This window comes from Pseudomonas sp. IT-P260 (genome assembly GCF_949768395.1).
Lineage (GTDB): Bacteria > Pseudomonadota > Gammaproteobacteria > Pseudomonadales > Pseudomonadaceae > Aquipseudomonas > Aquipseudomonas parakoreensis.
Genome location: NZ_CATKPO010000042.1, coordinates 63,382 through 88,401, shown reverse-complemented (window position 1 = coordinate 88,401; position 25,020 = coordinate 63,382). Strand labels below are relative to the sequence as shown.

At 60.1% G+C, this 25,020-nt stretch carries 24 protein-coding genes; 9 read left to right on the top strand and 15 right to left on the bottom strand.

The genetic code is table 11. The features are described from left to right. Positions 1-4 precede the first annotated feature (4 nt). Complete coding sequence (locus tag ACM6HV_RS23270; protein ID WP_047295439.1) at positions 5-895, top strand: ATP-binding protein; 891 nt, start codon at positions 5-7, stop codon at positions 893-895. Continuing rightward, the gene (locus ACM6HV_RS23265; protein ID WP_039770434.1) at positions 892-1,374 is read left to right on the top strand and encodes a GAF domain-containing protein; all 483 of its coding nucleotides are present in this window, start codon (positions 892-894) and stop codon (positions 1,372-1,374) included. Before ACM6HV_RS23270 ends, ACM6HV_RS23265 begins: the two co-directional genes overlap by 4 nt. Here the strand turns inward: ACM6HV_RS23265 and ACM6HV_RS23260 are convergent, their stop codons facing one another. The 8 genes from ACM6HV_RS23260 to ACM6HV_RS23225 form a co-directional block, all read right to left on the bottom strand. Further along, on the bottom strand, positions 1,375-4,320 hold the full coding sequence (locus ACM6HV_RS23260; RefSeq protein ID WP_414905393.1) for an HD domain-containing phosphohydrolase: 2,946 nt from the start codon (positions 4,318-4,320) through the stop codon (positions 1,375-1,377). Between the two features lie 48 nt (positions 4,321-4,368). Then, positions 4,369-8,013, bottom strand: coding sequence for a transporter substrate-binding domain-containing protein (locus ACM6HV_RS23255; RefSeq protein WP_414905392.1), 3,645 nt, complete (start codon positions 8,011-8,013; stop codon positions 4,369-4,371). 8 nt (positions 8,014-8,021) lie between these two features. Then, positions 8,022-8,648, bottom strand: coding sequence for a response regulator transcription factor (locus ACM6HV_RS23250; protein ID WP_041069609.1), 627 nt, complete (start codon positions 8,646-8,648; stop codon positions 8,022-8,024). A gap of 346 nt (positions 8,649-8,994) precedes the next feature. Next, on the bottom strand, positions 8,995-10,323 hold the full coding sequence (locus ACM6HV_RS23245) for a deoxyguanosinetriphosphate triphosphohydrolase (RefSeq protein WP_108183392.1): 1,329 nt from the start codon (positions 10,321-10,323) through the stop codon (positions 8,995-8,997). A 76-nt stretch (positions 10,324-10,399) separates the two neighbouring features. After that, the gene (locus ACM6HV_RS23240; protein ID WP_414905391.1) at positions 10,400-11,563 is read right to left on the bottom strand and encodes an EAL domain-containing protein; all 1,164 of its coding nucleotides are present in this window, start codon (positions 11,561-11,563) and stop codon (positions 10,400-10,402) included. Between the two features lie 124 nt (positions 11,564-11,687). Beyond that, the gene (locus ACM6HV_RS23235) at positions 11,688-12,026 is read right to left on the bottom strand and encodes a hypothetical protein (protein ID WP_414905390.1); all 339 of its coding nucleotides are present in this window, start codon (positions 12,024-12,026) and stop codon (positions 11,688-11,690) included. Further along, positions 12,023-12,409 (bottom strand): phage holin family protein, encoded by a 387-nt coding sequence (locus ACM6HV_RS23230; protein WP_414905389.1) that lies wholly within the window; start codon positions 12,407-12,409, stop codon positions 12,023-12,025. The genes ACM6HV_RS23235 and ACM6HV_RS23230 overlap by 4 nt, the downstream gene beginning before the upstream one ends. A gap of 2 nt (positions 12,410-12,411) precedes the next feature. Next, positions 12,412-12,726, bottom strand: a complete 315-nt coding sequence (locus ACM6HV_RS23225; protein ID WP_025113166.1) for a DUF883 family protein — start codon at positions 12,724-12,726, stop codon at positions 12,412-12,414. A 305-nt stretch (positions 12,727-13,031) separates the two neighbouring features. Between ACM6HV_RS23225 and ACM6HV_RS23220 the strand changes: the two genes are divergently transcribed. Further along, complete coding sequence (locus tag ACM6HV_RS23220) at positions 13,032-14,240, top strand: ammonium transporter (RefSeq protein ID WP_414905388.1); 1,209 nt, start codon at positions 13,032-13,034, stop codon at positions 14,238-14,240. On the opposite strand, the gene ACM6HV_RS23215 is transcribed toward ACM6HV_RS23220, so the two are convergent. Further along, complete coding sequence (locus ACM6HV_RS23215; protein WP_414905387.1) at positions 14,237-15,949, bottom strand: cation:proton antiporter; 1,713 nt, start codon at positions 15,947-15,949, stop codon at positions 14,237-14,239. The two genes, ACM6HV_RS23220 and ACM6HV_RS23215, sit on opposite strands and share 4 nt — an antisense overlap. Positions 15,950-16,150: 201 nt before the next feature. On the opposite strand from ACM6HV_RS23215, the gene ACM6HV_RS23210 reads away from it, so the two are divergent. From ACM6HV_RS23210 to ACM6HV_RS23200, 3 genes are all read left to right on the top strand, one after another. Beyond that, positions 16,151-16,387 carry a glutaredoxin family protein gene (locus ACM6HV_RS23210; RefSeq protein ID WP_041069630.1) on the top strand — a complete coding sequence of 79 codons (237 nt, stop codon included), beginning with the start codon at positions 16,151-16,153 and terminating at the stop codon, positions 16,385-16,387. 148 nt (positions 16,388-16,535) lie between these two features. After that, positions 16,536-16,853 (top strand): transcriptional regulator, encoded by a 318-nt coding sequence (locus ACM6HV_RS23205; protein ID WP_003226726.1) that lies wholly within the window; start codon positions 16,536-16,538, stop codon positions 16,851-16,853. 81 nt (positions 16,854-16,934) lie between these two features. Then, positions 16,935-17,825 (top strand): pseudouridine synthase, encoded by an 891-nt coding sequence (locus tag ACM6HV_RS23200; RefSeq protein ID WP_414905386.1) that lies wholly within the window; start codon positions 16,935-16,937, stop codon positions 17,823-17,825. 76 nt (positions 17,826-17,901) lie between these two features. Here the strand turns inward: ACM6HV_RS23200 and ACM6HV_RS23195 are convergent, their stop codons facing one another. Together ACM6HV_RS23195 and mobA are read right to left on the bottom strand one after the other, a co-directional pair. Then, positions 17,902-18,123: a YgdI/YgdR family lipoprotein gene (locus ACM6HV_RS23195; RefSeq protein WP_003226722.1), complete on the bottom strand. Its 222-nt coding sequence runs from the start codon at positions 18,121-18,123 to the stop codon at positions 17,902-17,904. Positions 18,124-18,201: 78 nt separating this feature from the next. Continuing rightward, positions 18,202-18,804 (bottom strand): molybdenum cofactor guanylyltransferase MobA, encoded by a 603-nt coding sequence (mobA, locus tag ACM6HV_RS23190; RefSeq protein ID WP_041069637.1) that lies wholly within the window; start codon positions 18,802-18,804, stop codon positions 18,202-18,204. Between the two features lie 82 nt (positions 18,805-18,886). Between mobA and moaB the strand changes: the two genes are divergently transcribed. Further along, positions 18,887-19,426, top strand: coding sequence for a molybdenum cofactor biosynthesis protein B (moaB, locus tag ACM6HV_RS23185; protein ID WP_047295416.1), 540 nt, complete (start codon positions 18,887-18,889; stop codon positions 19,424-19,426). Beyond that, a complete protein-coding gene (gene glp / locus ACM6HV_RS23180) occupies positions 19,410-20,636 on the top strand; it encodes a gephyrin-like molybdotransferase Glp (protein ID WP_414905385.1) in 1,227 nt (408 codons plus the stop codon). Before moaB ends, glp begins: the two co-directional genes overlap by 17 nt. 75 nt (positions 20,637-20,711) lie before the next feature. Here glp and ACM6HV_RS23175 read toward each other — a convergent pair whose 3' ends face one another. Beyond that, the gene (locus ACM6HV_RS23175) at positions 20,712-21,020 is read right to left on the bottom strand and encodes a hypothetical protein (RefSeq protein WP_186448449.1); all 309 of its coding nucleotides are present in this window, start codon (positions 21,018-21,020) and stop codon (positions 20,712-20,714) included. Between the two features lie 320 nt (positions 21,021-21,340). Between ACM6HV_RS23175 and yegS the strand changes: the two genes are divergently transcribed. Next, on the top strand, positions 21,341-22,258 hold the full coding sequence (yegS, locus tag ACM6HV_RS23170; protein ID WP_414905384.1) for a lipid kinase YegS: 918 nt from the start codon (positions 21,341-21,343) through the stop codon (positions 22,256-22,258). Here yegS and ACM6HV_RS23165 read toward each other — a convergent pair. The 3 genes from ACM6HV_RS23165 to ACM6HV_RS23155 form a co-directional block, all read right to left on the bottom strand. Continuing rightward, complete coding sequence (locus ACM6HV_RS23165) at positions 22,242-22,901, bottom strand: response regulator (RefSeq protein WP_414905383.1); 660 nt, start codon at positions 22,899-22,901, stop codon at positions 22,242-22,244. The genes yegS and ACM6HV_RS23165 overlap by 17 nt on opposite strands. After that, positions 22,898-23,791, bottom strand: a complete 894-nt coding sequence (locus ACM6HV_RS23160; protein WP_047295405.1) for a sensor histidine kinase — start codon at positions 23,789-23,791, stop codon at positions 22,898-22,900. Before ACM6HV_RS23160 ends, ACM6HV_RS23165 begins: the two co-directional genes overlap by 4 nt. A 494-nt stretch (positions 23,792-24,285) precedes the next feature. Beyond that, a complete protein-coding gene (locus tag ACM6HV_RS23155) occupies positions 24,286-24,756 on the bottom strand; it encodes a hypothetical protein (RefSeq protein WP_041069656.1) in 471 nt (156 codons plus the stop codon). Between the last annotated feature and the right edge of the window lie 264 nt (positions 24,757-25,020).

The following is a 25,020-nucleotide window of genomic DNA, read 5'->3' as shown; positions in this document are numbered from 1 at the left end:
AGACGTGGATTCCCGATTGAATGCTTTTCTTGAACGCGCCGAGTCGGTTCTGGCGCGGATCGAACCCTTGCTGCCGGCGCCACGTCCGCTGATCGACTGGAATACTTGCCTGGCCGCGCGCTGGCAGCGAGACGGGCGTAGCGGATACTTGCTGCCGCTGGACGTCAGCCTCGACATGCGCCTGTCCGACCTGATCGGTGTTGACCGTCAACTGGAGCAACTGGGCCGCAACACCCAGCAGTTTCTCGACGGCATGCCGGCCAACCATGCGCTGCTCTGGGGTTCGCGCGGTACCGGGAAATCCTCGCTGGTGCGCGCGCTGCTGGCTGAGCACGCCAAGGCTGGCCTGCGGTTGATCGAGATCGAACGCGACCATCTGGCCGACCTGCCGCGCGTGGTCGAGCAGATCGGCAAACTGCCGCAGCGCTTCGTGCTGTTTTGCGATGACCTGTCGTTCGAATCCGGCGAAGGCGATTACCGCGTGCTGAAAAGCGTGCTCGACGGCTCGCTCGAACAGGCCCCGGACAACGTTCTGCTATACGCCACTTCCAATCGCCGCCATCTGGTGCCGGAGAAGGAAAGCGACAATGAAAACTGGAAGCGTGTCGACGGCGAGCTGCACCCGAGTGAGGCGGTGGAAGACAAGATCGCCTTGTCGGACCGTTTCGGTCTGTGGCTGTCGTTTTATCCTTTTACTCAGGAACATTTTCTCAATGTCGTCGAACACTGGATCGGCCAGTTGGCCGCCAAGGCTGGCCTGAGCTGGCAGCGCGACGAACAACTGGACATCCTCGCCGTGCGCTGGGCCACCGGGCGCGGCAATCGCAACGGCCGTTGCGCGTACCAATTCGCCCGTTACTGGGTGGGACTGAAATTGCTGGAGCACAAGGCATGATTGATTTGCAACAAAGCGGCCAGGGCCTCGAAGGCTATGGCATGTTGGCCGCACAACTGGAATCGCTGCTGGCGGACGAGCGCGATTTCATCGCGAATGCCGCGCAGTTTTCGGCGTTTCTGTTCAACCAGCTCGATGACTTGAACTGGGCGGGTTTCTACCTCAATCGCAATGAAGAGCTGGTGCTCGGTCCGTTCCAGGGCCAGATCGCTTGCGTGCGCATTCCGTTCGGGCGCGGCGTGTGTGGCGCCGCGGCGGCCAGTCTGCAGACTCAGCGCGTCGAAGACGTGCATGCTTTCCCCGGCCATATTGCTTGCGACAGCGCTTCCAACAGCGAGTTGGTAGTGCCGCTGGTCAAGGACGGTCGGTTGATCGGCGTACTCGATCTCGACAGCCCGAAACTGGCGCGTTTTGGCACCGACGATCAGGCGGGTATCGAGCAATTGGCGGCGATCTTCCTGCGTCTGACCGACTGCTGATCAGGCACTCAGGCCAGCCTTGCGCAGCAGGCTGGCCGGATCCACCGCATCGATCTGGCGCGGATCGAGAAACCGCGCAGCGTATTGCATGTAAACCCCGTCATTGATGAACAGCGCGAACAGCTCGGCGTCGATGTGCGCCTCGCGGCACATGGTGGCCATGATCGCCAATGCCTCGCTCAGGGTTTTGGCTTTCTTGTACGGCCGATCCGCAGCCGTCAGCGCCTCGAAAATATCGGCAATCGCCATCATCCGTGCCGGCAGGCTCATGTCTTCGCGTTTCAGGCGCTTTGGATAGCCGCTGCCGTCCATTTTTTCGTGATGCCCGCCGGCGATTTCCGCAACGCTGTCCAGGTGCCCGGGGAAGGGCAGGTGGCTGAGCATCAGGATCGTCTGCACCATGTGGTGATTGATGATGTAGCGCTCTTCGCGAGTCAGCGTGCCCCGGGCAATGCTCAGGTTGTACAGTTCGCCGCGATTGTATTTGTAGCGCGGCACATCCAGTTTGAACCCCCACGGATTGTCTTCGGGAATCAGTTCACTCTCGGCGCGTTCGATCAGGTGTTCGGGCTTGTCCGCCAGCAGTGGCTCGCTGACTGGCAGCGTTGGCGCGGGCGTTTGCGCCTGACGGCGGTTTTCCTCCCATGACACCCCCAGGCGATCATCGAGGGTGCGCATCCAGCGCCGCTCGGCGATGCGCTCAAGGCGCTGCAGATCGGCGGGTGCCATGGCCTCGCCGCCCAGATTGCATCGGGCAACAAAGGCAAAGTCATCGTCCAGTTGCGTCAGCGCGGCGTCACGCTGTTCGCTCAGTTGCGCCGCGTTGCCGCCGAGCGCCAGCGCCTGCCAATAACTGACCCAGGCATCGCGCTTGAGCACTTCGAAACGGGTGCGAATTTCGTGGATGCGATCGTTGAGGGTTTCCAGTTTGGTCGCCTTGTCGACGACATATTCGGGTGTGGTGACCTTGCCGCAATCGTGCAGCCAGGCCGCGATGTGCAGCGCTTCCCACTCGTCTTCGCTGGGCTGATAACGCTGAAATGCCGGTGCCTGGCTGGCGGCAGCGGCTTGCGCAAGCATCAAGGTCAATTCCGGCACACGCTGGCAGTGGCCGCCGGTGTAGGGGCTCTTGGCGTCGATGGCGCCGGCCAGTAACTGGATGAACGCATCGAGCAACTGCTTCTGTTTCGCTTGCAGACGCTGACTTTCAATACTCACCGCCGCCGCACCGGACACTGCTTGCAGGAAGGCGATGCGGTCCGGGCGCAGTTTTTCCAGATCCTGAGCGTTGCCGCTGTCGTTGATCAGCAGAACCAACAGGCCAATGGTCTCGTTGTGGCGATTACGCAGGCGGATACCGATCAGGTGGATGCGCGGCGACTGCATGGCCAGCAAGACATTCTGCAAGTCTTCGGCCTGCTCGAAGCCAAGGCTGCTGACCACGTTGTCGGCGTGGATCAGTTGCTGAAACCACGCCGGGCCCTGATCTGCCAGCAGGTCCTGGCCGAGTACGTTGAGCCTGCCCGGCTCCTGCGAAACACCGTCGATCACCAATCCATAGGGTTCCATCCGGTTGCCGTCGCTTTCGCGCAGATAGATCAACCCTGCCTGGGCCTGGGCGATCTGCACCGTTTCGAACAGCACCCGTTGCAGCAGCGGGGCGAAGCGGGTTTCGGCGCTGAGGCTGTCAGTGATGCGGAAGAAGCTGGCGAGTGTGTCTTTCATGCGCGCCATCGACAGGCTCAACTGGTCGACCTCCAGCACCGGCGAGCGGCGGGTGACCGGAAAATTGAAATCGAAACTGCGGATCGCGTCGGCTTCCTTGACCAGCGCGTGCAGCGGTTTGACCAGAATCCGCGAGATCAGCCAGCCCAGCGGCAGGCACAGCAGCAAGATCGCGAGGGTGATCAGCGCGCCTTGCCAGCGCATGCGGTAGGCGTCGGCCAGCAGTTCGTCCTCCGGCACCAGCAGGGCCATCTGCAAACCGTTCGGCCCACCTTCCTGCAGGTTGCTGCGGGCGACGATCCAGTGGCGTCCATTGACGTCGAGCCGTTTGCCCTGATGGGGCGTGGACAGCAACGCGTGCAGGTTCGGGCTCAGGTCGGCGGCCTTGGCCAGGCGCGCGCTGCGGTCGTCGACAATCAGTCGGCGGCTATCGGGATAGGCCACCGCATTGCCATCGGCATCGAACAACACGATTTCGGTGGAGGGGGTGACGACATGCTTGAGCAAGGTGGCGGAAAGTGCTTCAAGGGTCAGGTCGGCACCGATGACGGAGTCTGCGCTGCTGCGACGGGCGAGCGTGGTGCCCACATTGTGCGTGGAGAAAAATACATAGGGCTCAGTGGTGATCTGGTCACCCTGTTGCAGGGCGTTGATGTACCAGTTGCGGGTACGCGGGTCGTAGCGGTCGTCGGGATTGACGTCGCGCCCCACCGGCGCCAGTGTCTGGTCAAAGAACAGTGACTGCGACGATACGGTGCCGCTGGCGTCATGCTCAATGCTCCAGACTTGATAGGCTGCGGTCGGCGGCGCCTTGAGCAGGGTTTTAAGGGCGTCGGTGCGCAACGGCCGAACCATGAAGAAGTCGCCGTTGCCGTACCCCAGATACAGCGACGCGAGATCGCTGTTGTCCTTGAGTGACTGAGTGAACGGCTTGAGTAGCGCCAGACGCTGCTGCAGGTTCGAAGCGTCGGCCGCCTGATCGTTGGCCAGCAGGCTCAGCAGGTGCCGGATCGGTTCGTAAGTTGAATGCAGGTCCAGGCGCACGTCCTGTTCGATGCGGTTGAACAGGTTTTCACTGCTCGACAGGATGATCCGGGTGGTCTGGCGATAATTGAACAACCCCAGCACAACGCCTGTCAGCAACAGCAGGAAGGTGAACATGACGCTGATGTGCACGTGCAACGGGAATCGGCGTTGATCCGGGCGCAGTGGGCTGGGCATTGCTGACTCTCCATTGAAGTAAACACACTGCTCAGCGTCCAAGCATAGTTAAGGCTCGCCCAGTGTGCCTTCTTCTAAAGGTTCCAGTTGTCGCTGCAATGCCTGCTCCAGTTCGACAATCGCTGCGTCGGTGGCCTCGGTGCAGCGCACGATGGCCGCCAGCGAGGTTGTCTGCAGGCAGGCTTGTTCCAGCGCATCGCAACAGGCAATCAGGCGCGAGGCCTGGGCGATCCGGGCGGCACCCTTGATCTTGTGTGCCACGACCGCCAAGGCTTCACGGTCATTGTGCGGCGCCAGGGCCAGAAGCTCCTCGCGATCCAGACGGCTACTCTTGAGCAGTTGCGTGAGCAGGCGCCGGGCTTGCTGCGGATTGCCACCGGTCAACTGATTCAGGCCCTGAAGATTGAACGCCGGCCCCGGCGATGCCGGTCGCAACCCGTTGACCCAATGGTTCAGGGCGCTGAGGCTCAAGGGTTTGAACAGGCAGTCATTCATGCCAGCCTGTTTGCAGCGCTTGACCTCTTCGGGCTGGGCATTGGCCGTGAAGCCCAGCACCGTACAAGGCGCGCGACCGGTGCGCCGTTCCTGTTGGCGGATGGCCTCCGTCAGTTCATAGCCGTTCATCACTGGCATGTTGCAGTCGGCGATGACCAGATCGAATTCGCCGGCCTGCCAGACTGCAAATGCGCTTCGCCCCTCTTCGGCAACACTGAAACGATGACCGAGGAATTCCAGCTGCTGGCACAGCAGCAGACGGTTGGCCGGATGGTCATCAACCACCAGAATGTTCAGCGGTGTCGCAGAGGGGGCGATCGGCGGTGCGGTTTTCGCTGCGGTGGCCTTGCACGGCAGTGTTTGCAACGGCAACGACAGGCAGACTTGGGTTCCGATCCCGGGCTGACTGCTCAACTGCAGTTGACCGCCCATCATTTCACAGAGGTTACGGCTGATGACCAGCCCCAGGCCCGCACCGCTGCGAGCCTGTTGCCGACCACTGTCGGCCTGGGAAAACGGTTCGAACAGGCGTTGTTGATCTTCGGTGCTGATTCCGACTCCGGTGTCGTGAATGGTCAGTTGGATCAGGGAATACACGCCCGCGTCGTTGGGTCGTACGTCCAGCGCGATGCGCACTTGTCCGCGCTCGGTGAATTTGATGGCGTTGCTGATCAGGTTCGACAGGACTTGCTTGAAGCGCAACGGATCCAGCTCCACGTCGACGGCGAGTCCGGGAGGATTGACCGTCAGGGGCAAGGCGAGGTTTTTCTGGCGGGCCAGACCGTCGAAAATTCTGACCACTGACGCCACGGTTTCGACCAGATTGACCCGCTCGGGGCTCAGACTCAGGTGCCCGGACTCGATTCGTGCGATATCGAGGATGTCGCCGATCAGGCCCAGCAGATCCTTGGCCGAACAGTAAGCGGTTTCGATGGATGAGCGATCCGGTGCCTGATCGCTCATGCGCTCGAGCGTCAGTTCGAGCATGCCGATGATGGCATTCATCGGCGTACGGATTTCGTGGCTCATGGTTGCCAGAAAGGTACTTTTGGCGCGGTTGGCGTTGTCCGCCTGCTCCTTGGCCGTGCGCAGCTCATCGAACAATTGGCGACGTTCACTGATGTCGATCCAGCCACCGATGATCCCTTGCACTTCGCCGCGGGAGTCGCGGTACGGCAGGATCCAGTGATAGATCGTCAGACGCCGGCCACCGATGTGCAGCGGACGGTCGAGCAGCAGCGGCGTCCCTTCGGCCACCACCCGTTGGTAATCCGCCTGGAAGGCCTGGGCTTCGAAGGCATTGCTCAGGGTGCCCTGCATGACACTTTTGCCGATCACGTCTTCGCGTTTGGCGTTGAAGACTTCCAGGTAGCTGTCGTTGCAGCTTTGCAGCAGACCCCGGCGGTCACGCACATAGATCGGGTGAGGGGTGCCGTTGACCAGCGAGCGCATGAATTCGAACTGATCGTTGAGCGCGCGCTCGGCGGCCTGACGTTGCTTGATCTGGTGGCGCATGTAGGCGTTCCAGAGCAGTGACAGCAACAGCAACAGGCATGCCGCCCCGATCAGTTGATAAAACAGGCGCTGGTATTGATGCCAGTTGCTTTGCGCGGCATTGGAGAAACCGCGCCAGCGGCTGTTGATGACGCCCAGTTCTTCGGGGCTGATGCTCAGCAGCGCTTTGTCGAGGATCGAACTCAGCTCGCGGTTGTCACGCGCCGTGGCCAGCGAGAAGGCGGCCTGGCGAGTGCCCAGGGTCGTGGTGATCTGCAACTGATGTTCGAAGATCCGCGACGAGATCAGGTAATTGGCGATCACCAGTGAGGTGACCGCGCCATCGACTCTGCCTTCAGCGAGCAATGTCGCAGCCCCGAAAGTGTCCGAGGTTTCGGTCAGGCGGATATCGGGAAACTCGCGGCGCAGGTAATCGGTCATGGGGCTGCCCTGGGCAATCGCCAGGTATTTTCCCCTGAGCTGAGCCGGATGTGTCGGGCTGTCAGGGGATTTGCGGGTCAGCAGAACGAAAGAATTTTCCAGATAGGGGCGACTGAATTGCAGGGTTTTTTCCCGCTGCGGGCTGGGAAGCAGCGCCGCGATCAGATCGGCCCGATGCTGATTGATCTGCTCCACCATGTCGCCGTCGCTGCGGCTGCGCACCAGTTCGAAGCGCATGCCGGTGCGCAAGCGCAGCAGCTCAAGCAGGTCTGCGGTAATGCCGCGCAGATTGCCATCGCTGTCGAAGAACGTCAGCGGGGCGAACGCTTCGTTCACCACCACACGCAGCACCGGATGCTGTTTGAGCCACTGCTCTTCATGATGGGTCAATTGCAGCTTCTGGTCGGTCAGCAGAATGTCGCTGCCGGCGCTCCAGCGCTTGGCGATGCTGTCCCGTTCACTGGTCGGTATGGCCTGTAGGATGGCGTTGATGATGGCCAGCAGTTGTGGGTTTTTGGCGTGTACGGCAAAGCTGAAGCCGTGGGCTTCCTGTTTGCCGAAATTGGCCATGCGGATGTTGTTCAGATAGCCCTTGTTGATCATGTAGTGGGTGGAAATGGTATCGCCCAGAAACACGTCGGCCTGATCAAACGCCACCGCGTTGATTGCGTTTTGATAGGACGGATAGGAGGTCAGGATGGCTTTCGGATACAGCGCCCGGACCTCGTCCTGGGGCAGATAGTGATAGACCATGCTCAGGCGCAGACCGGCCAGTCCCTGGGTGAGCGTGCGGGTTTCGTCTTCACGGGTGACCAGTACCGGCTGATCGATGGCGTAGGGCGTTGAAAGCAGGATATCCGCGTCACTGGCTTCGAAACCGTTGGCGGTACCGAGCATGTCGACCTGACCGGCTTTCAATGCGCGCAAGGCGGCTTCCCTTGAGGCAAAGCGCTTGACCCGCACGGGCAGTCCGCTGGCCTGTTCGAGGAGGCCGGCGTAATCGGCGGTAAAACCTTCGTAATCGCGACCGCTGGCCGTCATGTCGAACGGCGGATAATCCGGTGCGGAAGTGCCCAGTACCAGTTCGCTGCGAGTCTGTAACCATTGGCGTTGAGCCGGCTCCAGTGTCACGGAAAGCGCTTCATGACCCGAACGGCTGCGCAGCACATACTCTTGCGCCGTGACCAGGTCGGCATGGCTCTGAGTCGTCAGGCACAGGCTCGCACAGAAGAGGGCAAGATAGATCTTTAAACGACTGGGCATTCGGGCTCTCACACTAGTGCGTTGCGTTTGGCCATCTCGATAAGTTCCACCAGAGACCTGGCTTTCAGTTTCTGCATCAGGCGTTTTTTATAGGTGCTGACAGTCTTGTTGCTGAGAAACATGCCCTTGGCAATTTCCTTGTTGGTGCGCCCTTGGGCAAATAACTGCAGAACCATGAGTTCCCGGTCATTGACGGACTTGAATAACTCCAGTTCGGCATAACGCACATCATCGCTGCGCACCGGATTCAATGCCTGGCTGGGGAAATAGTTGTAACCGGAAAGTACCGCCTTGATGGCACTGACCAGTTCGCTCAAGTCTTCTTCCTTGCACACATAACCGGATGCACCGGACTGCATGCAGCGAATGCCGAACAGGGTCGGGCATTGTGCGGTCAGCACCAGGGTCTTGAGCGGGGTCCCCATGGCGTTGAAACGGGCGAGGACTTCCAGGCCGTCGAGTTTGGGAATGCTGATATCAAGGATGATCAGGTCGGGCATGCATTCGCGGACCATCTGCATGGCATCGACCCCGTTATCGGTTTCGCCGACGACCTTGTAACCTTCATGCTCGAGCAGCATCCGAACGGCAAGCCGGATGACGGGGTGATCATCGACAATAAAAACGGAGTTCATAATCAAATCCCATACGTGCGCGAATAAAGCGCGCACCTTAGCTCAGATAAATGAGCGGCCGCATGAACTCCCACGGCTCTAGCAGCGATATAGGATAAGTCCTACACACTAAAGGGAAAGCGACTACGATCAAACTCAGTGTCGCGTAAGGAAGTGTTTAGGTTATTTGTTTATCTGAATGTTGTAAGTTGCTTGTAGAGTATTGAACAGGCAGGATTTGTCCGGGTTTTTTGAGTGTTAAACAAATGACCTGTGGAAGTCACAAGTATCGCGCACCGTAGCGCCGGTTCAATGGACCACGCGCTCAACCGGGCAGTCATGGCGACCCGGTGAGCGCGGTGTTCTGTCAGTGGCTGGAGCGTCCGGTCATCTCCAGCGCCATGTCGCTGGCGTAGCTGTCGGTCATCCCGGCGATGAAGTCGATCATGCGCAGAAACGAGGTGTGCAACGGGCCATGGGGATCCGGCGCATTGTTGCCCAGCAGATCGAGGATGCGTCGGCTTTTGAACGACGGCGTGCGTCCGCCATGTTGCTCCAGCGCGGCGCCGCAGAACGCGTTGAGGAGGATTTCCAGGGTGGTGTAGGCGCCGATTTCATGCAGCGTCTTGCGCTTGTCCTGGAAAATCTTCTTGCGCGCAATGTCCTTGGCGTTCAGCACGCAGCGTTTGGCCGGGCCGTGCATGTGTTCCACCAGGTCGCCGTGCAGAGTGCCTGCCAGCAACGCGTCCTGTTGTTCGACGAACGCCCTGGCGGCGGCGTTGGTCAAGTGCTCGATGGCCTTGCCGCGCAGGATCGCCAGTTTGCGTCGACGCGAATCCTGCGGGCCGAGCTGGCGATAGGTTTCCGGCAGATCGTCTCCCACCAGACCGAGCAGCAGCGATTCAACCTCCGCGTACTCCAGCAGTTCCATTTCCAGGCCGTCTTCGAGGTCGATCAGCGCATAGCAGATGTCGTCAGCCGCTTCCATCAGGTACACCAGCGGGTGCCGCGCCCAGCGTTGGTCTTCCAGTTGTGGCAGGCCGAGCTTGTGGGCGATCTGCTCCAGCAGTGGCAGTTCGCTCTGATAGCAGCCGAACTTGTGTTTCTTGTAGCCCAGCGAGTCGGCGTGACGTGCGGTCCACGGATACTTCAGATACGTGCCGAGGGTGGCGTAAGTGAGGCGGGTGCCACCGTCGAACTGGTGATACTCAAGCTGAGTCAGCACCCGAAAGCCCTGCGCGTTGCCTTCGAAATTGAGGAAGTCACCGCGCTCGGCTTCGCTCATGCCGTCGAGCCAGCCGCGCCCGGCGGCTTGCTGGAACCAGTGACGAATGGCGTCTTCACCGGAGTGGCCGAATGGCGGGTTGCCGATGTCATGGGCCAGGCAGGCCGATTGCACGACCATGCCCAGATCGCTCGGGTCGCACCAGTCGGGCAGGGCGCCGCGCAAGGTTTCGCCGACGCGCATGCCCAGCGAGCGGCCGACGCAGCTGACTTCCAGCGAGTGGGTCAGACGGGTGTGGATATGGTCGTTACTCGATACTGGATGCACCTGGGTCTTGCGCCCCAGACGGCGGAAGGCGCCGGAGAAGATGATGCGGTCGTGGTCTTTGTGGAACGGGCTGCGGCCCAGCTCTTGCGGGCTGTGCAGCGGTTTTCCAAGGCGTTCGCGGTTGAGCAGGGTCTGCCAATCCAAGGCTGGTTCTCTCCGTCGGTGACTGGGATGACTGTTGCCCTAGCTTCCCGGTTCAGGCTCGCACCTGCAAGCGGAACTACAGGCCCGCGGCATCGATATCGATCAGCAGCAGGCGCTCGCCGTTATCGAAGAACTGCCCGGCGGTCAGGCAATACTGGTTACTCGTGGCGTCGCGGTAGGTGCTGGACAGCGTCAGGCGACGTTCTTCCCAGCCTTCGGCGAGCAAGTGATAGAAGTACGGACGCCATGACCAGTTATGGCCCAGGTAGCGGTTATCGGCGACCCAGCCGTTGTTGCGCCATTCAAGGTTAGGCGTGAGTTGGGTGCCATGCCGGTCGCATTGGTAGAACCGCAGCAACCACGGAAAGGCTTCCAGTTGCGGCAGCGCACTGAGCGGTGCGTGGGCCTGAGCCCAGGCCTGGAGAATCGCCATCAGTTCGCTGAGTTGTTGGCGCATTTGCATCAGGCGTCCGCGTTCGGCCAGTTTCTGCCGCACGTAACGCTGGCGCAATTCAGCGAAGCGCTGCACGAAGGCATCCGTTGGATAGAGCGCCTCCTGCGCCCGGGCGAACAGGAAACCCTGAACGTAGCGCGAACCGCATTCCAGGGCGAAATTGAGCTGGGCCTCGGTTTCCACGCCTTCGGCAATGATCCAGCAGCCGGTCTTCTCGGCCATTTGCGCCAGTGCCTTGACCACGTCACTGCTCGGCCCGCCGAGTGCGGCAGCCTGGAACAGGCGCATGTCGAGTTTGAGGATGTCCGGCTGCAAGGCCAGCACCCGATCGAGCTGCGAATAACCGGCGCCGAAATCATCAATCGCAATCCGCGCTCCCGCGTCGCGATAACGCGCCACCACTTCGGCCAGACGCTGACTGTTGCCGCCCAGCTCAGTGATCTCGAACACGATGCGTTGCGGGTCGACGTCGTGTCGCACCATTTGCTTGAGGCTGGGCAGCGGCTGATCGGCGCGCAGGCGACTGATCCAGCGTGGCGACATGTTCAGGCTGAGAAACCACTCCGGGGGGGCTTCATGCAGTCGGCTCAGGGCGTTGTCGCGGATCTGTCGGTCGAGCCGGCGCAGGGCGATGGCGGGTGTGCGCGGGTCGGCGAACAACGGCCCGACCGAGGCCAGTTGGCCGTCGGACTGGCGCAGGCGACCCAATGCTTCGACGCCTGCAATACGCCCGGTGGCGGTATCGATGAAAGGTTGAAAGCAGGCGAGCGGTTGCCCGTCGATCACGGGGCCTCCTTAGTCGTTCTTGTTCTGGGTGAACCCCGCCGACCGGGTAGGCGCACGGGATTGAACCTCCGGGTAAAGAGGTTCATCCCGCGGATATTGCAAGAATGCAGCCAGATGCGCGGGCTCAGCGTTTGCCAGAGCTCTGCATCACCAGTTTGATCAGCGGCCCGAGGCTGGTGCCCAGACGTATCAGTCGGGTCAGACCGCCGACGCCCCCGCTTTTTGCGCCCTTGCCGGTGATAAACCCCAGCAGGGTCACAGCGGCCACGCCCCATAGCGGCGCGTGCTTGATGCCGAAACCTGCTTGCAGGTTTTGCGTCATCCCGCGCATGCGCTGCAAGGGTTGCAGCACTTGCCCGGCTTCATGGCGGATTTCCTGCCGGTGCATTTCCATACGCAGGCGGATCAGTGCCTTGCGCATTTCCCGGCGCGAGCTGTTGTGTGGCAGTTCAGGCAAGCTCATGGCAACAGGCGCTCCCGATCGTTGGCCAACTCTTCCAGCGTGCCGTGGAAGGGCGAGGATTCATCGAAGACGGCTGCTTTGAGGCGTAGCCCACAGAAAGCGGCGGCCAAGGTGTAGAACACGCACAGGCCGATGATTGCCGCCAGGCGATAAGTGTCCCAAAACACGATCAGCACCAGCGTCGACAGACCGACCAGCAACAGCAGGGCAAACACCAGCGCCAGGCCTGCGAACAGCAAGAGGCTGACGGTGCGTGCTTTCTGCTCCTGCAACTCGATGCCGAACAGTTCGACATGGCTGTGCAGCAAGCCGAGAACAGCGGCGCCCAGACGCCGCGTGGAGGATGAATTGCCCGACCCCAGGCCGGATTCGCCGATCGACATGATCAGCGCCGAGTGGCCAGCAGGCCAATCAGAAAGCCCACCCCGGCGGCGATGCCCACTGATTGCCAAGGGTTGGCCGACACATAATCTTCGGTGGCGGTGACCGCTGCCTGACCGCGATCGCGCAGGGTGTCTTCAGTCAGCTTCAGGGTTTCACGGGCGCGCAACAGGCTGTCGTGGATCTGCTCACGCAGCTCATCGGCCTGGTCGCCCGCCAGCGTCGCGGTGTGTTCGAGCAACCGCTCGGTGTCGGCGACCAGAGTCTGGAAGTCGTTCATCAGGATTTCTTGAGCGGTCTTTGCCTTGATGCTGGCCATGGGTGGATCTCCGTAAGTGACGTCTGAAGCGTTCGAGTATGAGCCTTGCGCGAAGGTTCAGTACAAATGACTGGTACAGCTTTTGCTATGTCCTGGTGCGTTCTGCCGCGCTCGTGCGCTGTTGGCGGGCGTACATGCAGCAAAACCTTAACTCAAATAATCCTGGTTCGTGTCAGGACATCGACCTTGTGCGCCAAAGCGGTTCACTGCAGCGTCACTGCGGTGCTTGGCCGGGCGCAACTTGGTGCATGAATTGTCCGCGCGAACCGCTTTGGTGCCTTTTTAGCCTTCAGGTCTGCCTCTTTATGGAAAATCTGCAAAGCGCTGTGGACACGCTGGTCCACAGCTCCAACACGTTGTTCATTCTGATCGGTGCGGTGATGGTGCTGGCGATGCACGCCGGTTTCGCCTTCCTTGAAGTCGGCACGGTGCGCCAGAAAAATCAGGTCAATGCACTGTCCAAGATCCTCAGTGACTTTGCCGTTTCGACGCTGGCCTATTTCTTTATAGGCTATTGGATCTCCTATGGGGTGACCTTCATGCAGCCGGCGGCGGTGCTGAGTGCGGATCACGGTTATGGTCTGGTGAAGTTTTTCTTCCTGCTGACCTTTGCCGCGGCGATTCCGGCGATCATCTCCGGCGGGATTGCCGAGCGTGCGCGATTCGTTCCGCAGTTGTGTGCGACAGCGCTGATCGTGGCGTTCATCTACCCGTTTTTCGAGGGCATGATCTGGAACGGCAACTACGGTTTTCAGACTTGGCTGACGGCGCGCTTTGGCGCGGCGTTCCATGATTTCGCCGGTTCCGTGGTGGTGCACGCCATGGGTGGCTGGCTGGCACTGGCAGCGGTTTTGCTGCTCGGTCCGCGAAACGGGCGTTATCGCGATGGGCGCCTGGTGGCGTTCGCGCCGTCGAGCATTCCGTTTCTGGCGCTGGGTTCCTGGATTCTCATCGTCGGCTGGTTCGGCTTCAACGTGATGAGCGCGCAGACCTTGCAGGGCGTCAGCGGCCTGGTGGCGGTCAACTCGTTGATGGCCATGGTCGGCGGCACCGTGGCGGCACTGATCGCCGGGCGCAATGACCCAGGCTTCCTGCACAACGGCCCGCTGGCCGGGCTGGTAGCCGTCTGCGCCGGTTCCGACCTGATGCATCCGGTAGGCGCGCTGGTAACTGGCGCGCTGGCCGGTGCCTTGTTCGTCTGGTGCTTTACCGCCGCGCAAGTCAAATGGCGCATCGACGACGTGCTCGGCGTGTGGCCGTTGCACGGTCTGTGCGGCGTGTGGGGCGGGATCGCCTGCGGCATCTTCGGCCAGACTGCGCTGGGGGGGCTTGGCGGCGTCAGCCTGATCAGTCAGTTGATCGGCAGCGCGCTGGGTGTGCTGGTCGCACTGATCGGCGGATTCGCCGTCTACGGCGTGATCAAGGCCTTGCACGGCCTGCGCCTGAGTCAGGAACAAGAGTATTACGGCGCCGACCTGTCGCTGCACAAGATCGGCGCGGTGAGCCAGGACTAGGCTTCCTCGTCTTCCGCGCCGGGATAGAAGCCGTGCAGCAGACGATAGCGATCAATGCGCACCTGATCGATTTGCTCCTGCACCTTATGCGCTGGCAGGCCAAGCATGACCAAGGCGTGGGAGGCGAGCATCAGGCTCGATTCCAATAGCTCCGGCACCACTTCGCTGGCGCCGGCGGCTTTGAGTTCAGCCCATTGGCTGTCGTCGCGGGTACGCACCAGAATCGGTATCCGCGCATTGAGCCGGCGCGCTTCCTTGAGAATCCGCAGGCTGACATCGCTCTGATCCACGGCGATCACCAGCAGCCGGGCGCGCAACAGTCCGACGGCGGTCAGCAGGTCGCCGCGCGTAGAATCGCCGTAATGCACCTCGCTTTCGCCGGCTGCGGCTTCCTGCACACGTACCGGATCGTTATCCAGCGCGATATAAGGCTGATTGGCATTGCGCATGAAGCGGCCGATGGATTGACCGACACGGCCGTAACCACAGATCACCACGTGTTGATCCAGCCCGGCATTGAGGGCGCTGATTTCCTCGATTTGTGCCTCCTGGTTCGGCTTGCGGTGCAGGCGCGCGGCCATCTGCGGCGCGGCGCGCAATAGCAGAGGCGTCAGCAGCATCGAGCAGAAGGTTGCCGCCAGCAGCATGGCGCCCAACTCGGCAGGCAGCATCTGGTTTTGCTGCATTTGCGCCATTAAGGCGAAGCAGAATTCCCCACCCTGCGCCAGGGCCAGGCCGCTGCGCCAGGCGGTTTCGTGATCACTGCCGCGCCATTTCACCAAGAGCGCGACGACCGTGCCCTTGATCAGCATCAGGCCGAGGGTCAGGCCGAGAATCAACACACTGTGACTGACAAACAGTTGCAGGTCGATCAGCATGCCGATGCTGACGAAAAACACCCCGAGCAGAATGTCGCGAAACGGCCGGATGTCGGCCTCGATCTGATGGCGGTAGTGGCTCTCGCCGAGCAGCATCCCGGCCAGAAATGCGCCAAGGGCAGGGGACAGGCCGAGCAGGTGCGTCAGCCAAGCGGTCAACAGCACAATCACCAGCGCCAGCAGCACGAACAATTCCGCCGAGCGCGAGGCCGCCACTTCATGAAACAGCCGTGGCAGCAACCAGCGGCTGGCCAGCAACAGACCGAAAAACAGCACCACGGTCTTCACCAATGTCAGCGGCAAGGCCCAGTACCAGGCTTGCGCGCTGCTTCCGGCGAACACGGGCACCAGAGTCAGCAACAACACCGCCACCACGTCCTGAAACAACAAGACCCCGACCGCGTTCTGCCCGTGACTGCTGAACACTTCGCCCAGGCTACCCAACTCCTTGGTGACAATCGCCGTCGACGACAGCGACAGCCCGGCGCCGAGCAACAGGGCCGGCGCCAGCGGCATGCCCAACAGGAGCAGCACCAGCCCGAGCAATCCAGTGCTGAGCAATACCTGCTGGCTGCCCAGGCGGAACACCACCTGACGCAGCGCGATCATCTTCGACAGGGAAAACTCCAGGCCCAGCGAGAACAGCAGAAACACCACCCCCAGTTCGGCCACATCTGGGAGATGTTCGCTCTCGTTCACCCAGTTGAAAGCGGTCGGCCCCACCATCAGGCCCACGCAAAGATAGCCCAGCACCGGCGGCAAGCGCAGGCGGCGGAACAGGGCAATCATCACCAGGGATGAGGCGAGGATGATCAACAGGTTGGCAAACACAAGACACTCCGATGTCAGGCTCAGGCTTCTCAAGCGTAGAGGCAAAAAGCGCGGAAGCATCGCCTGATTGGCTTTTCCGTGGACTGATTTGCATCAGGATTTTGCTTGTTTGCTGCGGTGCGCCGGCCATCTGGCTGCGCCGGCTCGACGGGTTTTCGAGGCGGGCCTAGAATGAATGCTCATTTTTTCGGTTGAGCGATCATGCTTCCTGAATGTCAGTTGTTCGGCACCTTGGGATGCCATCTGTGCGAGGTGGCAGAAGCCGAGTTGATGCCGTTTGTCGAGCACGGTCTGCTGGTGGAACTGGTGGATATTGCAGAGGATGAATCCTGGTTTGAGGCTTACAGCCTGCGGATCCCTGTATTGCGCCGGGTGGACACTGGCGCAGAACTGAATTGGCCGTTCAGTGCCGATCAGGTGGTGGCATTCCTGCGCTGAGCGATTTGTCATCCGCTGGTCGCGAGCGACCATCCTCCCGTTGGCACTCTGCGGATTATTCGTTTACTGTATGCGCATACAGTAATTGGGTTGGCCTGCTGCTTGTGAAGTCTTGAGCAGGTGAATCCGGCAGTCAGAGGGACGAACCGTGGTCAATGTCGAACAGTTGAAGAACAGCGTGAACCGGATGTCGGTTGACGTGGTGCGCGAGGCGGTCCTCGAGTTGCGCCTGGACGGGCTGGTCACGGAGGGCAAGACGCCGTTCAACAAACTGCATTTCAACACCTGCTTTGCCGAGATCGAAGCGCTGTTCCAGCGTGCCGGTTATCACAAGCAACTGGATGTGGTCGGTTATCAGGGGTTGTTGTACGCCTTGTATGACCCGGGACGCTGGGAGGCGGTCGATGTGTTGCGCTGGCTCAAGGAGTTCACCGAAGCGGCGGCACTCAAGTCGATTCCGGCCTGAAGCGGGCCGCGGAATCCGCACTAGGTTCGTTTCGCTCAGTGTTGGATAATGCCAGCCTGCATTGAGGGTTCGAATTTCCGTATGTCCACACCAACGTTTTCTGCTGCGCAGAATCAGGCCAGCACCCTTTACCTTCCTCCGGGGTCCTGGGCGACCGTCCTTGACTGCCTGTGTGAGCATTTCAGGGCGATCAGTCGCGAGCAATGGCTGGACCGGATCGTCCGGGGGCGGGTGCTGGATGGTCAGGGTCAGCCGATTGCGCTGGATTTGCCGTACAAGGAAGGGCTTCGCATTCATTACTTCCGTGAAGTGCCGGATGAAAAGCCGATTCCAGCGGTCGAGACGATCCTGTATGCGGATGAACATCTGGTGGTAGCGGACAAACCGCATTTTCTGCCGGTGACACCGGCCGGTGAGTATGTCGAGCAGACGTTGCTGCGCCGCCTGATCCGCCGCCTGGACAACCCCCATCTGGTGCCATTGCACCGCATCGACCGGCACACTGCCGGGCTGGTGATCTTCTCGGCCAACCCACAAACCCGCTCGGCTTATCAGTCGCTGTTTCCGACCCGGCAGATCGATAAACGCTATGAGGCGATTGCCCGTGCGCTGCCGGAGCTGGAGTTTCCCCTGGTGCACAAAAGTCGCTTGATCGACGGCGAACCGTTCTTCCGCATGCAGGAAGGCCCGGGTCTGGCGAACACTGAAACGGCGGTGGAGGTCCGGGAAAAGAACGGTGATCTGTGGCGCTACGGTCTGTATCCGGTGACCGGCAAGAAGCATCAGTTGCGAGTGCACATGACTGCGCTGGGCGCGAGTATCTGCAACGATCCGTTTTATCCGCAGGTGTTGAAAGACGTTGAGGATGACTACGCCAATCCGCTCAAACTGCTGGCGCAGGGGTTGCGGTTTGTCGACCCGGTCACCGGTGAGAAGCGCGAGTTCGAGAGCCAGATCACCCTGCTGTGGTGACACCATCTACTTTTACGTACCCATGAAAAAGCCCGCATCAATGCGGGCTTTTCTGTATCCGGTGTCGACGTAAAGATTACAGCTCTTTAACGGTACGAACCTGATCCTTGTTGATGCGGGTCTCTTTGCCGTCCAGCTGCTTGAACTCGTAGAAGCCCGAATCTTCGTCATATTTCGGGGTGTCGACGGCCTGGATTTCGCGACCGTCATTCAAGGTGATCACTGTTGGCGACGAGCAACCAGCGAGCGTTGCCAGGCCCAGTGCGAGCATGAAAGTGGCGAGGGTCCGTTGAGTCATGAGTGTGTCTCCGAATGGGAATACTTTTGGTTACTGAGCTTGAGACGTATACAAGGCGTGAGAGTTCCTTGAATGCTGTCAGTCTGACACAGTGTTATGCGCATTTAACAGTTCGGGGGTATTCAGGTTGGCTAGTCGCGGGTCGTTGTCCGGGCATTGCAGGGCCGTTGCGCCGAGGTTGCGCATGACCCGGCCGGGGCTGCGTTCGCCAGCGTTCCAGGCGGTTTCGAACGCGGGCAACAGGGCCACCGGAATCACGCACAGCAGGGGCTCCCAATGGTCGTCATGGCGCAACATTAAAGGTTTGTCAGGAAACTGGCCGGCAGTTGCACGCATGTCGTGCAGCAGCGCTGCGTCGATGCGCGGCACATCGCAGGGCAAGACCAGCAGATGGGGCAAGCGCGCAGCCTTGAGCCCCGCGAGGATGCCGGCCAAGGGGCCTGGAAAGTCCTCTTCTTCATCACTCACCAGTTGGTCGGCGTAGGCAGCATAACGCTCGCGATTGCGATTGCAGGAGATGATCAGATCGTCAGTCAGCGGCCGCACCTTGCGCTGCAAATGCGCAATCAGCGCTTCACCCTGCCATTCGACCAGCCCTTTGTCCTGGCCGCCCATGCGCTGGCCGCGTCCGCCTGCCAAGAGCAGAATGGAGCAGGGGGGCAATGGCGTATTCGGGGTCATGGCAGCTCTCCAGCAGGACGGCGAAAATTTCAGGCGCTGTGATATAACACCGGGCTGTTTCTCCTACAACTGGACGAGCCTAATGAAAGCCAAGGCCGATGTACCTTTCGCACCGCTGAATATTGCGGTGCTGACTGTCAGCGATACCCGAACCCTGGACACCGACACCTCAGGTCAGGTCTTTGTCGACCGCCTGACTGCTGCCGGCCACCGTCTGGCCGAACGGGTCCTGCTCAAAGATGACCTGTACAAGATCCGCGCACAAGTTGCCCACTGGATTGCCGAGGACGTGGTACAGGTTGTATTGATTACCGGCGGCACCGGTTTTACCGGGCGTGACAGCACACCTGAAGCCGTGGCTTGTCTGCTCGACAAGCAGGTTGACGGGTTTGGCGAGCTGTTCCGACAGATATCGGTGGCTGATATCGGTACGTCAACCGTGCAGTCGCGGGCACTGGCCGGTCTGGCCAATGGCACGCTGGTATGTTGCCTGCCAGGTTCGACCAATGCGGTGCGCACCGGGTGGGACGGCATTCTCGCCGAACAGCTGGATTCGCGGCATCGGCCGTGCAACTTCGTTCCTCACCTGAAACAGGCGGCGCCTTGTGAATCCCGTGGGTAAGCCGGGCAAGACCGGCAGCCTGATGCCCGTCGAGGAAGCGCTGGCTCGCCTGCTGCAAATGGCCGAGGCCACGCCAATTATCGAGCGCGAGTTTCTGCCATTGGCGCAGGTCGAGGGGCGAGTGCTTGCCGAAGACCTGGTTTCGACGCTGGACCTGCCGCCTTGGCCAAACAGCGCCATGGATGGTTATGCCTTGAGGCTGGCGGATTGGACCGGCGCACCGCTGCCGGTCAGCCAGAAGGTGTTCGCCGGGCAAGCGCCTGCCCCCTTGAAGCCCGGCACCTGCGCGCGGATCTTCACCGGTGCGCCGGTGCCTGCTGGTGCCGACTGTGTGGAAATGCAGGAGAACGCCGAAGTCCAGGCCGACGGCAGTGTGCGCTTCGTCGAAATCATGAGCCTCGGCCAGAACATTCGTCCGCAAGGCCAGGAAACCACCGTGGGTGAGTTGATCCTGGCGGCAGGCACAAGGCTGGGACCGATCGAGCAAGGTCTCGCGGCATCGCTGGGATGTGACGGGCTGAATGTGGTGCGCAAGGTCCGAGTGGCGGTGCTGTCCACCGGCGATGAACTGGTTGAGCCGGGCCAGCCGCTGGGGCCAGGGCAGATTTACAACAGTAATCGGGTGGTGTTGTGCAGTTGGTTGCAGCGAATGGGCTGTGAGGTGATCGATGCGGGCATTCTGCCGGACGATCTGGACACCACCCGAGCGCGTCTGGGCGACTTGCAGGATGTCGACCTGATTCTTTCAACCGGCGGGGTTTCGGTCGGGGAAGCAGATTTTCTGGGTGTTGCATTGAGGGAAGAGGGCGAGCTGGCATTGTGGAAACTGGCAATCAAGCCAGGCAAGCCGCTGACGTTCGGCCATTTTCGCAACGTGCCAGTCATTGGCCTGCCCGGAAACCCCGCTTCGACGCTGGTGACGTTTGCCTTGCTGACGCGACCTTACTTGCTGCGGCGTCAAGGTGTAAGAGACGTTGTGCCGCTGAAGTTTACGGTGCCAGCAGGTTTCGTCTGGCCTGTGGCCGGCCATCGGCGTGAATACCTGCGTGGTCGACTCGAGCAAGGACGGGCGATCATTTATCGCAATCAAAGCTCTGGTGTGTTGCGCAGCGCTGCCTGGGCGAATGGCCTGGTAGAAGTGCTGGAGGGCCACACGCTCGTAGAAGGTGATGAAGTCGGGTTCATTCCCCTGAGCGACCTGCTCGACTGACTCTGATCCTCGCTGAGCCTGACCTTGCAACTGCAGGCTCGACGCATGAAAGCGTCGATCCTGCATTCTCCCGGGTCAATTGCTCATCAGCGTGACCAACTGATCGAAGCGACTGTTGGCAACCCAACCCAACAGTCCCATTATTACTGCCGTTGCACCTGCCGAATAGGCGAGGCGGTGCTTGATTGTTCTTACATCTGCGCGGACTTCATCCATATCCCGGCGTATGTATTTGAGGTGGGTTTCCAGTTCGGTCACGCGCGGCTCCATTTGTGCTTCTCCAGCGGTTCTGGCGCTCTTTTTGAAATCGGATTTGTGACTGCTGCGACTTTCGTTGAGAGGGGCAATCGGACGGGTTGAAACTCTGGCTTCATGGCTGGACATGGACATATCCGTCGGCTGTTTTCACTGTCAGCGCGCTGGCCTTTCCGTCATTCGAACTGTCACCAGCTCCGAGGGTGTATCCACTCATTCCCTGCACATCCTTGTGTTGTTAAAAAACGAAAATTGATACTGCCTGCAAAAGGTGTATCAAGGATCGAGTCCGGTCAATTGAGCCGATTCCTTACCTGTTGTAAGAAAAAATACCGCTGTGTAGGACGTGTCAGGCCGGGCGCTTGAATTAAATGGTGCTCCGATGGCTTTTTTGCCTGTGCCAGTGGTCAAGATGTTTCATACCGATTCAATTGTGGGGGGTGACCGTTATGAGTGAACGCAGGGCGCTGTTGATTCTGCATGGCAAGCAGGCACTCAATGAGGCGGTTCGCGCCGCTGTCGAAGCAAAGCGCAAGCAGGGCTGGGAGTTGGCAGTACGCCTGACCTGGGAGGCCGGTGACGCTCAGCGTCTGGTCGCGGAAGCACTGGCGAGTGGCTATCGGACGATCATTGCCGGAGGCGGAGATGGCACGTTGCGCGATATCGCTGAAGCGCTTGCCGCGCATCAGGACGAGGCCAGTCTGGTGCTGTTGCCGCTAGGAACGGCTAACGATTTTTCCCGCGCGGCGGGGATCCCGCTGGAGCCGGCCGAGGCACTGGAAATGCTCGACGTGCCACCGTGCAAGATTGACCTGGGCGCAGTCGGTGGGCAGATTTTCCTGAACATGGCGACGGGTGGTTTCGGCAGCCAGGTCACGGCCAATACCTCTGAAGATCTGAAAAAAGTGCTCGGCGGGGCCGCCTATCTGTTCACCGGGTTATCGCGTTTCAGTGAGTTGCACGCGGCCTACGGCGAACTGCAGGGACCAGACTTTCACTGGAGTGGCGAGCTGCTGGCGCTGGGAATCGGCAACGGCCGTCAGGCGGGTGGCGGACATGAATTGTGTCCGCAGGCACTGGCGGATGATGGCCTGTTGGACATCAGCATTTTGCCGGCACCGCAGGAGTTGGTCGGTACGCTGAAGACCCTGCTCAGTGACGGCTTCGGCCTCGACAATATGTTTGTCCGGGCCCGTCTGCCCTGGGTCGAAATCAAGGTCGCCGAGGGCTTGAGCATCAATCTTGACGGTGAGCCGCTGGAGGGCGACAGCCTGCGCTTCGAGGCGCGTCCTGCGGCCTTGCGGGTGCATTTGCCCGAGCATTCGCCGCTGTTGGGCGGTGCCGGGTCGATCAGTCGTCAAGACTGATGATCTGTTCGCGCACGGCGAACAGGACCAGACCTGCCACGTCGTAGATCTGCAGGCGTTTCATGATCTGCGAGCGGTGGGTTTCGACGGTCTTGATGCTCAGGCCCAAGCCGTTGGCGATCTCCCGAGTGGATTTGCCGCGCACGATCAACCGCAGGATTTCCAGTTGACGGGCTGTCAGGTTGTGCGATTCGGCGACTTCCGGCGGGTTTTTCTGCGTACGGGTCAGGGCCTGGTTGATCACGGTGTGGGCGATCGCCGGGCTCAAGTAGCGTTCGTTGTTACGCAGGGCTTCGAGGGCATGTTCAAGTTCGGTGGCCGTGGTGTCCTTGAGCAAATAACCATGCGCTCCGGATTCCAGTGCCTGCATGATCAGCGCCGGATCGGTGTGCATCGACAAAATCAGCACTTTGCTCTGGGGCCGCACCCGCTTGAGCCGTTGCAGGGCTTCAAGGCCACCGGTTTCCTTCATCGAGATATCCAGCAAGACGATATCGGGCGCCAGATGCTCGACCATTTCAAGCAACTGCGAGCCATCGCTGGCTTCGCCAACGACGGCGTAACCGGGAATGTCGAGCACCAGAGCGCGCACGCCGGCCCTGATCAGCGAGTGGTCATCCACCAGAAGTAAGTTACAAGTCAACGCATAACCTTATTCGTACTGGCCCGCTCGAGTGCACGGGGCGCCCAGGGGAATAGTGCTTCGATTTGAGTGCCTTTGCCCGGCTCGCTGATGACGTTCAGCGTGCCGCCCAATTGTTCGATCCTTTCGGCCATCCCGGCCATTCCGCGCTGTCCTTCCCGACCCGGATCCGCAGCAGGCGCGAAGCCCTGTCCATCGTCGCTGATCAACAACGTCAGACCTTGTGGCAGGCGCTGCACACGGATCAACAGGTTGCTGGCCTGCGCGTGGCGCAGAATGTTGGTCACCGCTTCCTGGGTGATGCGAAAGGCGGCGACCGCCATTTCTTCCGGAATGCCGTTGAGTCGCTGCTGGCAATCTAGGCTCCAGTGCACCGGTGTGTTGGCCAGAGTCTTGAGCAAGTGCGCACGCAGGCTGGCTTCCAGTCCGAGGCTGGTCAACTGGCGCGGGTTGAGAATGGCCGAGACGTCGCGCACCTTGTTGAGGGTTTCTTCGAGGGTGTCGCAGAGCGTCGAGCATTGCTCTTGCAAGTCGCTTGGCAAACGTCTTTTCAGCCATTCACTTTGCAGTTTGGCGGCCGTCAGTAACTGACCGATGTCGTCATGCAGTTCACGGCTGAGGCGGTGGCGTTCGTTTTCCTGGACTTCCAGCAAGCGGTCGGCGAGTTCCTGGGGCTGAAACTTGATCGATTTGCGCGACAGCCGATATTGCACCCAGACGCAAGCAGTGGCGGCCATGTTCAACAGCAGCAGTCCCAGCGAAAGCGGAGCAGACAAACCGTAGGTCAGCAGGCAGCCGGCGGTGGCAGTGACACACAATATGAGTGTGAACCGGCGTGCATTTTCCCGGGACGGTGGCCATGTGGTGATTGACTTGAGGCTGGCGTACATATCGGATGGAGCCAATGGATATTCGCTGCGGGCAGACCGGCCGTTGGCTGGCGAGTCTCTGTCTGAAAATGCTGTCAATTATGTTATTGATTTGACCGAGGTTCAGTGAACGATGTTTGACCGCCAACTTCGTTGGGGAGGACTGTCACTGAATCACTGTGCCATTAATTGATAGCAACTAACGGGCGGCATAATACCACTTAAGATACCGTTGGTCGCGTTTGCCATATATGTCCAAAGGGTCAGGAAAGTCGCCATGTTGGACGTGAGTTCCATAATGGAAAAAAGTCACCTTATTATGCTGGATAGATATCCCGTGTCGCGTGAAGTTGATCGTTACACGGACACAGGCAAACCCTGAGGCGCGGGAAAATTTCTGCGGGTGTCAGGTGTGATTATTTAATTCGAATTGTCGCTGGCGGGCATGAACTATTCATTTGCGACATTCAGCGATTCGGTTCTACAGCCTCGATGTGCGCATTAACCGATGCGAATCAGGCCTGGCGCTCGGAATAAGACAAGAGCGGGATTGGCCGGGGCGAAAGCGAAGGCTGAAACTGGTGTTGACCGACCTGGAACGCAAAGGCTTCGATCAGCGAGGTTTGCTCGCTGCTATCCAGGCTCAGTTGCCCGGTATTGTGATCGACCAGTTCAATCTGCCAGGCCATCAGGGTGAAACAGTCCTGAAGCGCATTCAGTGCCTGAGCGTGCAGATCGATAGAGTCCGGGGCATGATCGAGCAAGCTGTGAATGTGCAGGGAAAACTCGGAAATCGCTTCCAGTGCCAACGCTTCTGCACGGCTCGCCAGCTTGAGCAGGGTGCTGCGCATGCAGTCGATCGCATCCTTGTCGTTGCTGATCAATTGCAGGTGGCTCAGGCATTCTTCCGACTTGGCCAGGAGTGTTTCCGCTTCGACGAGAAATTCGGGAAAGCGTTGTGCCCAGTCTTTACGGTCGATTGGCATGCTTATCTCCACAGCGTCATGTCTGATGAGGGAATGCCGTGTGTGTCGACGATCATGAACCGTCGGGAGATCGCGCCCCGCCGCGCAAGTGCACTGGCTGAGGTTTTCCAGAGGGTGGGTTTCCACTGACCTGCGATCGCACACAATAGCCTGACTCCGTTCATGCAATGAGAATGGCGTCACATTAATGGCTATTGGATATTGCGAACATCAGGTTGGGCCTGATTGTTACTAGGGGATTCCCTTACACACGGGAACCTGTGG

Coding starts and splice junctions, on each gene's coding strand:
- moaB (WP_047295416.1), top strand. CDS start 18,887: ATGAAAGCCAAGGCCGATGTACCTTTCGCACCGCTGAATATTGCGGTG.
- ACM6HV_RS23175 (WP_186448449.1), bottom strand. CDS start 21,020: ATGTCCAGCCATGAAGCCAGAGTTTCAACCCGTCCGATTGCCCCTCTC.
- ACM6HV_RS23265 (WP_039770434.1), top strand. CDS start 892: ATGATTGATTTGCAACAAAGCGGCCAGGGCCTCGAAGGCTATGGCATG.
- yegS (WP_414905384.1), top strand. CDS start 21,341: ATGAGTGAACGCAGGGCGCTGTTGATTCTGCATGGCAAGCAGGCACTC.
- ACM6HV_RS23230 (WP_414905389.1), bottom strand. CDS start 12,409: ATGTCGATCGGCGAATCCGGCCTGGGGTCGGGCAATTCATCCTCCACG.
- ACM6HV_RS23250 (WP_041069609.1), bottom strand. CDS start 8,648: ATGAACTCCGTTTTTATTGTCGATGATCACCCCGTCATCCGGCTTGCC.
- ACM6HV_RS23155 (WP_041069656.1), bottom strand. CDS start 24,756: ATGCCAATCGACCGTAAAGACTGGGCACAACGCTTTCCCGAATTTCTC.
- ACM6HV_RS23235 (WP_414905390.1), bottom strand. CDS start 12,026: ATGAGCTTGCCTGAACTGCCACACAACAGCTCGCGCCGGGAAATGCGC.
- ACM6HV_RS23225 (WP_025113166.1), bottom strand. CDS start 12,726: ATGGCCAGCATCAAGGCAAAGACCGCTCAAGAAATCCTGATGAACGAC.
- ACM6HV_RS23195 (WP_003226722.1), bottom strand. CDS start 18,123: ATGACTCAACGGACCCTCGCCACTTTCATGCTCGCACTGGGCCTGGCA.
- ACM6HV_RS23220 (WP_414905388.1), top strand. CDS start 13,032: ATGGAAAATCTGCAAAGCGCTGTGGACACGCTGGTCCACAGCTCCAAC.
- mobA (WP_041069637.1), bottom strand. CDS start 18,804: ATGACCCCGAATACGCCATTGCCCCCCTGCTCCATTCTGCTCTTGGCA.
- ACM6HV_RS23260 (WP_414905393.1), bottom strand. CDS start 4,320: ATGCCCAGCCCACTGCGCCCGGATCAACGCCGATTCCCGTTGCACGTG.
- ACM6HV_RS23210 (WP_041069630.1), top strand. CDS start 16,151: ATGCTTCCTGAATGTCAGTTGTTCGGCACCTTGGGATGCCATCTGTGC.
- ACM6HV_RS23255 (WP_414905392.1), bottom strand. CDS start 8,013: ATGCCCAGTCGTTTAAAGATCTATCTTGCCCTCTTCTGTGCGAGCCTG.
- ACM6HV_RS23160 (WP_047295405.1), bottom strand. CDS start 23,791: ATGTACGCCAGCCTCAAGTCAATCACCACATGGCCACCGTCCCGGGAA.
- ACM6HV_RS23200 (WP_414905386.1), top strand. CDS start 16,935: ATGTCCACACCAACGTTTTCTGCTGCGCAGAATCAGGCCAGCACCCTT.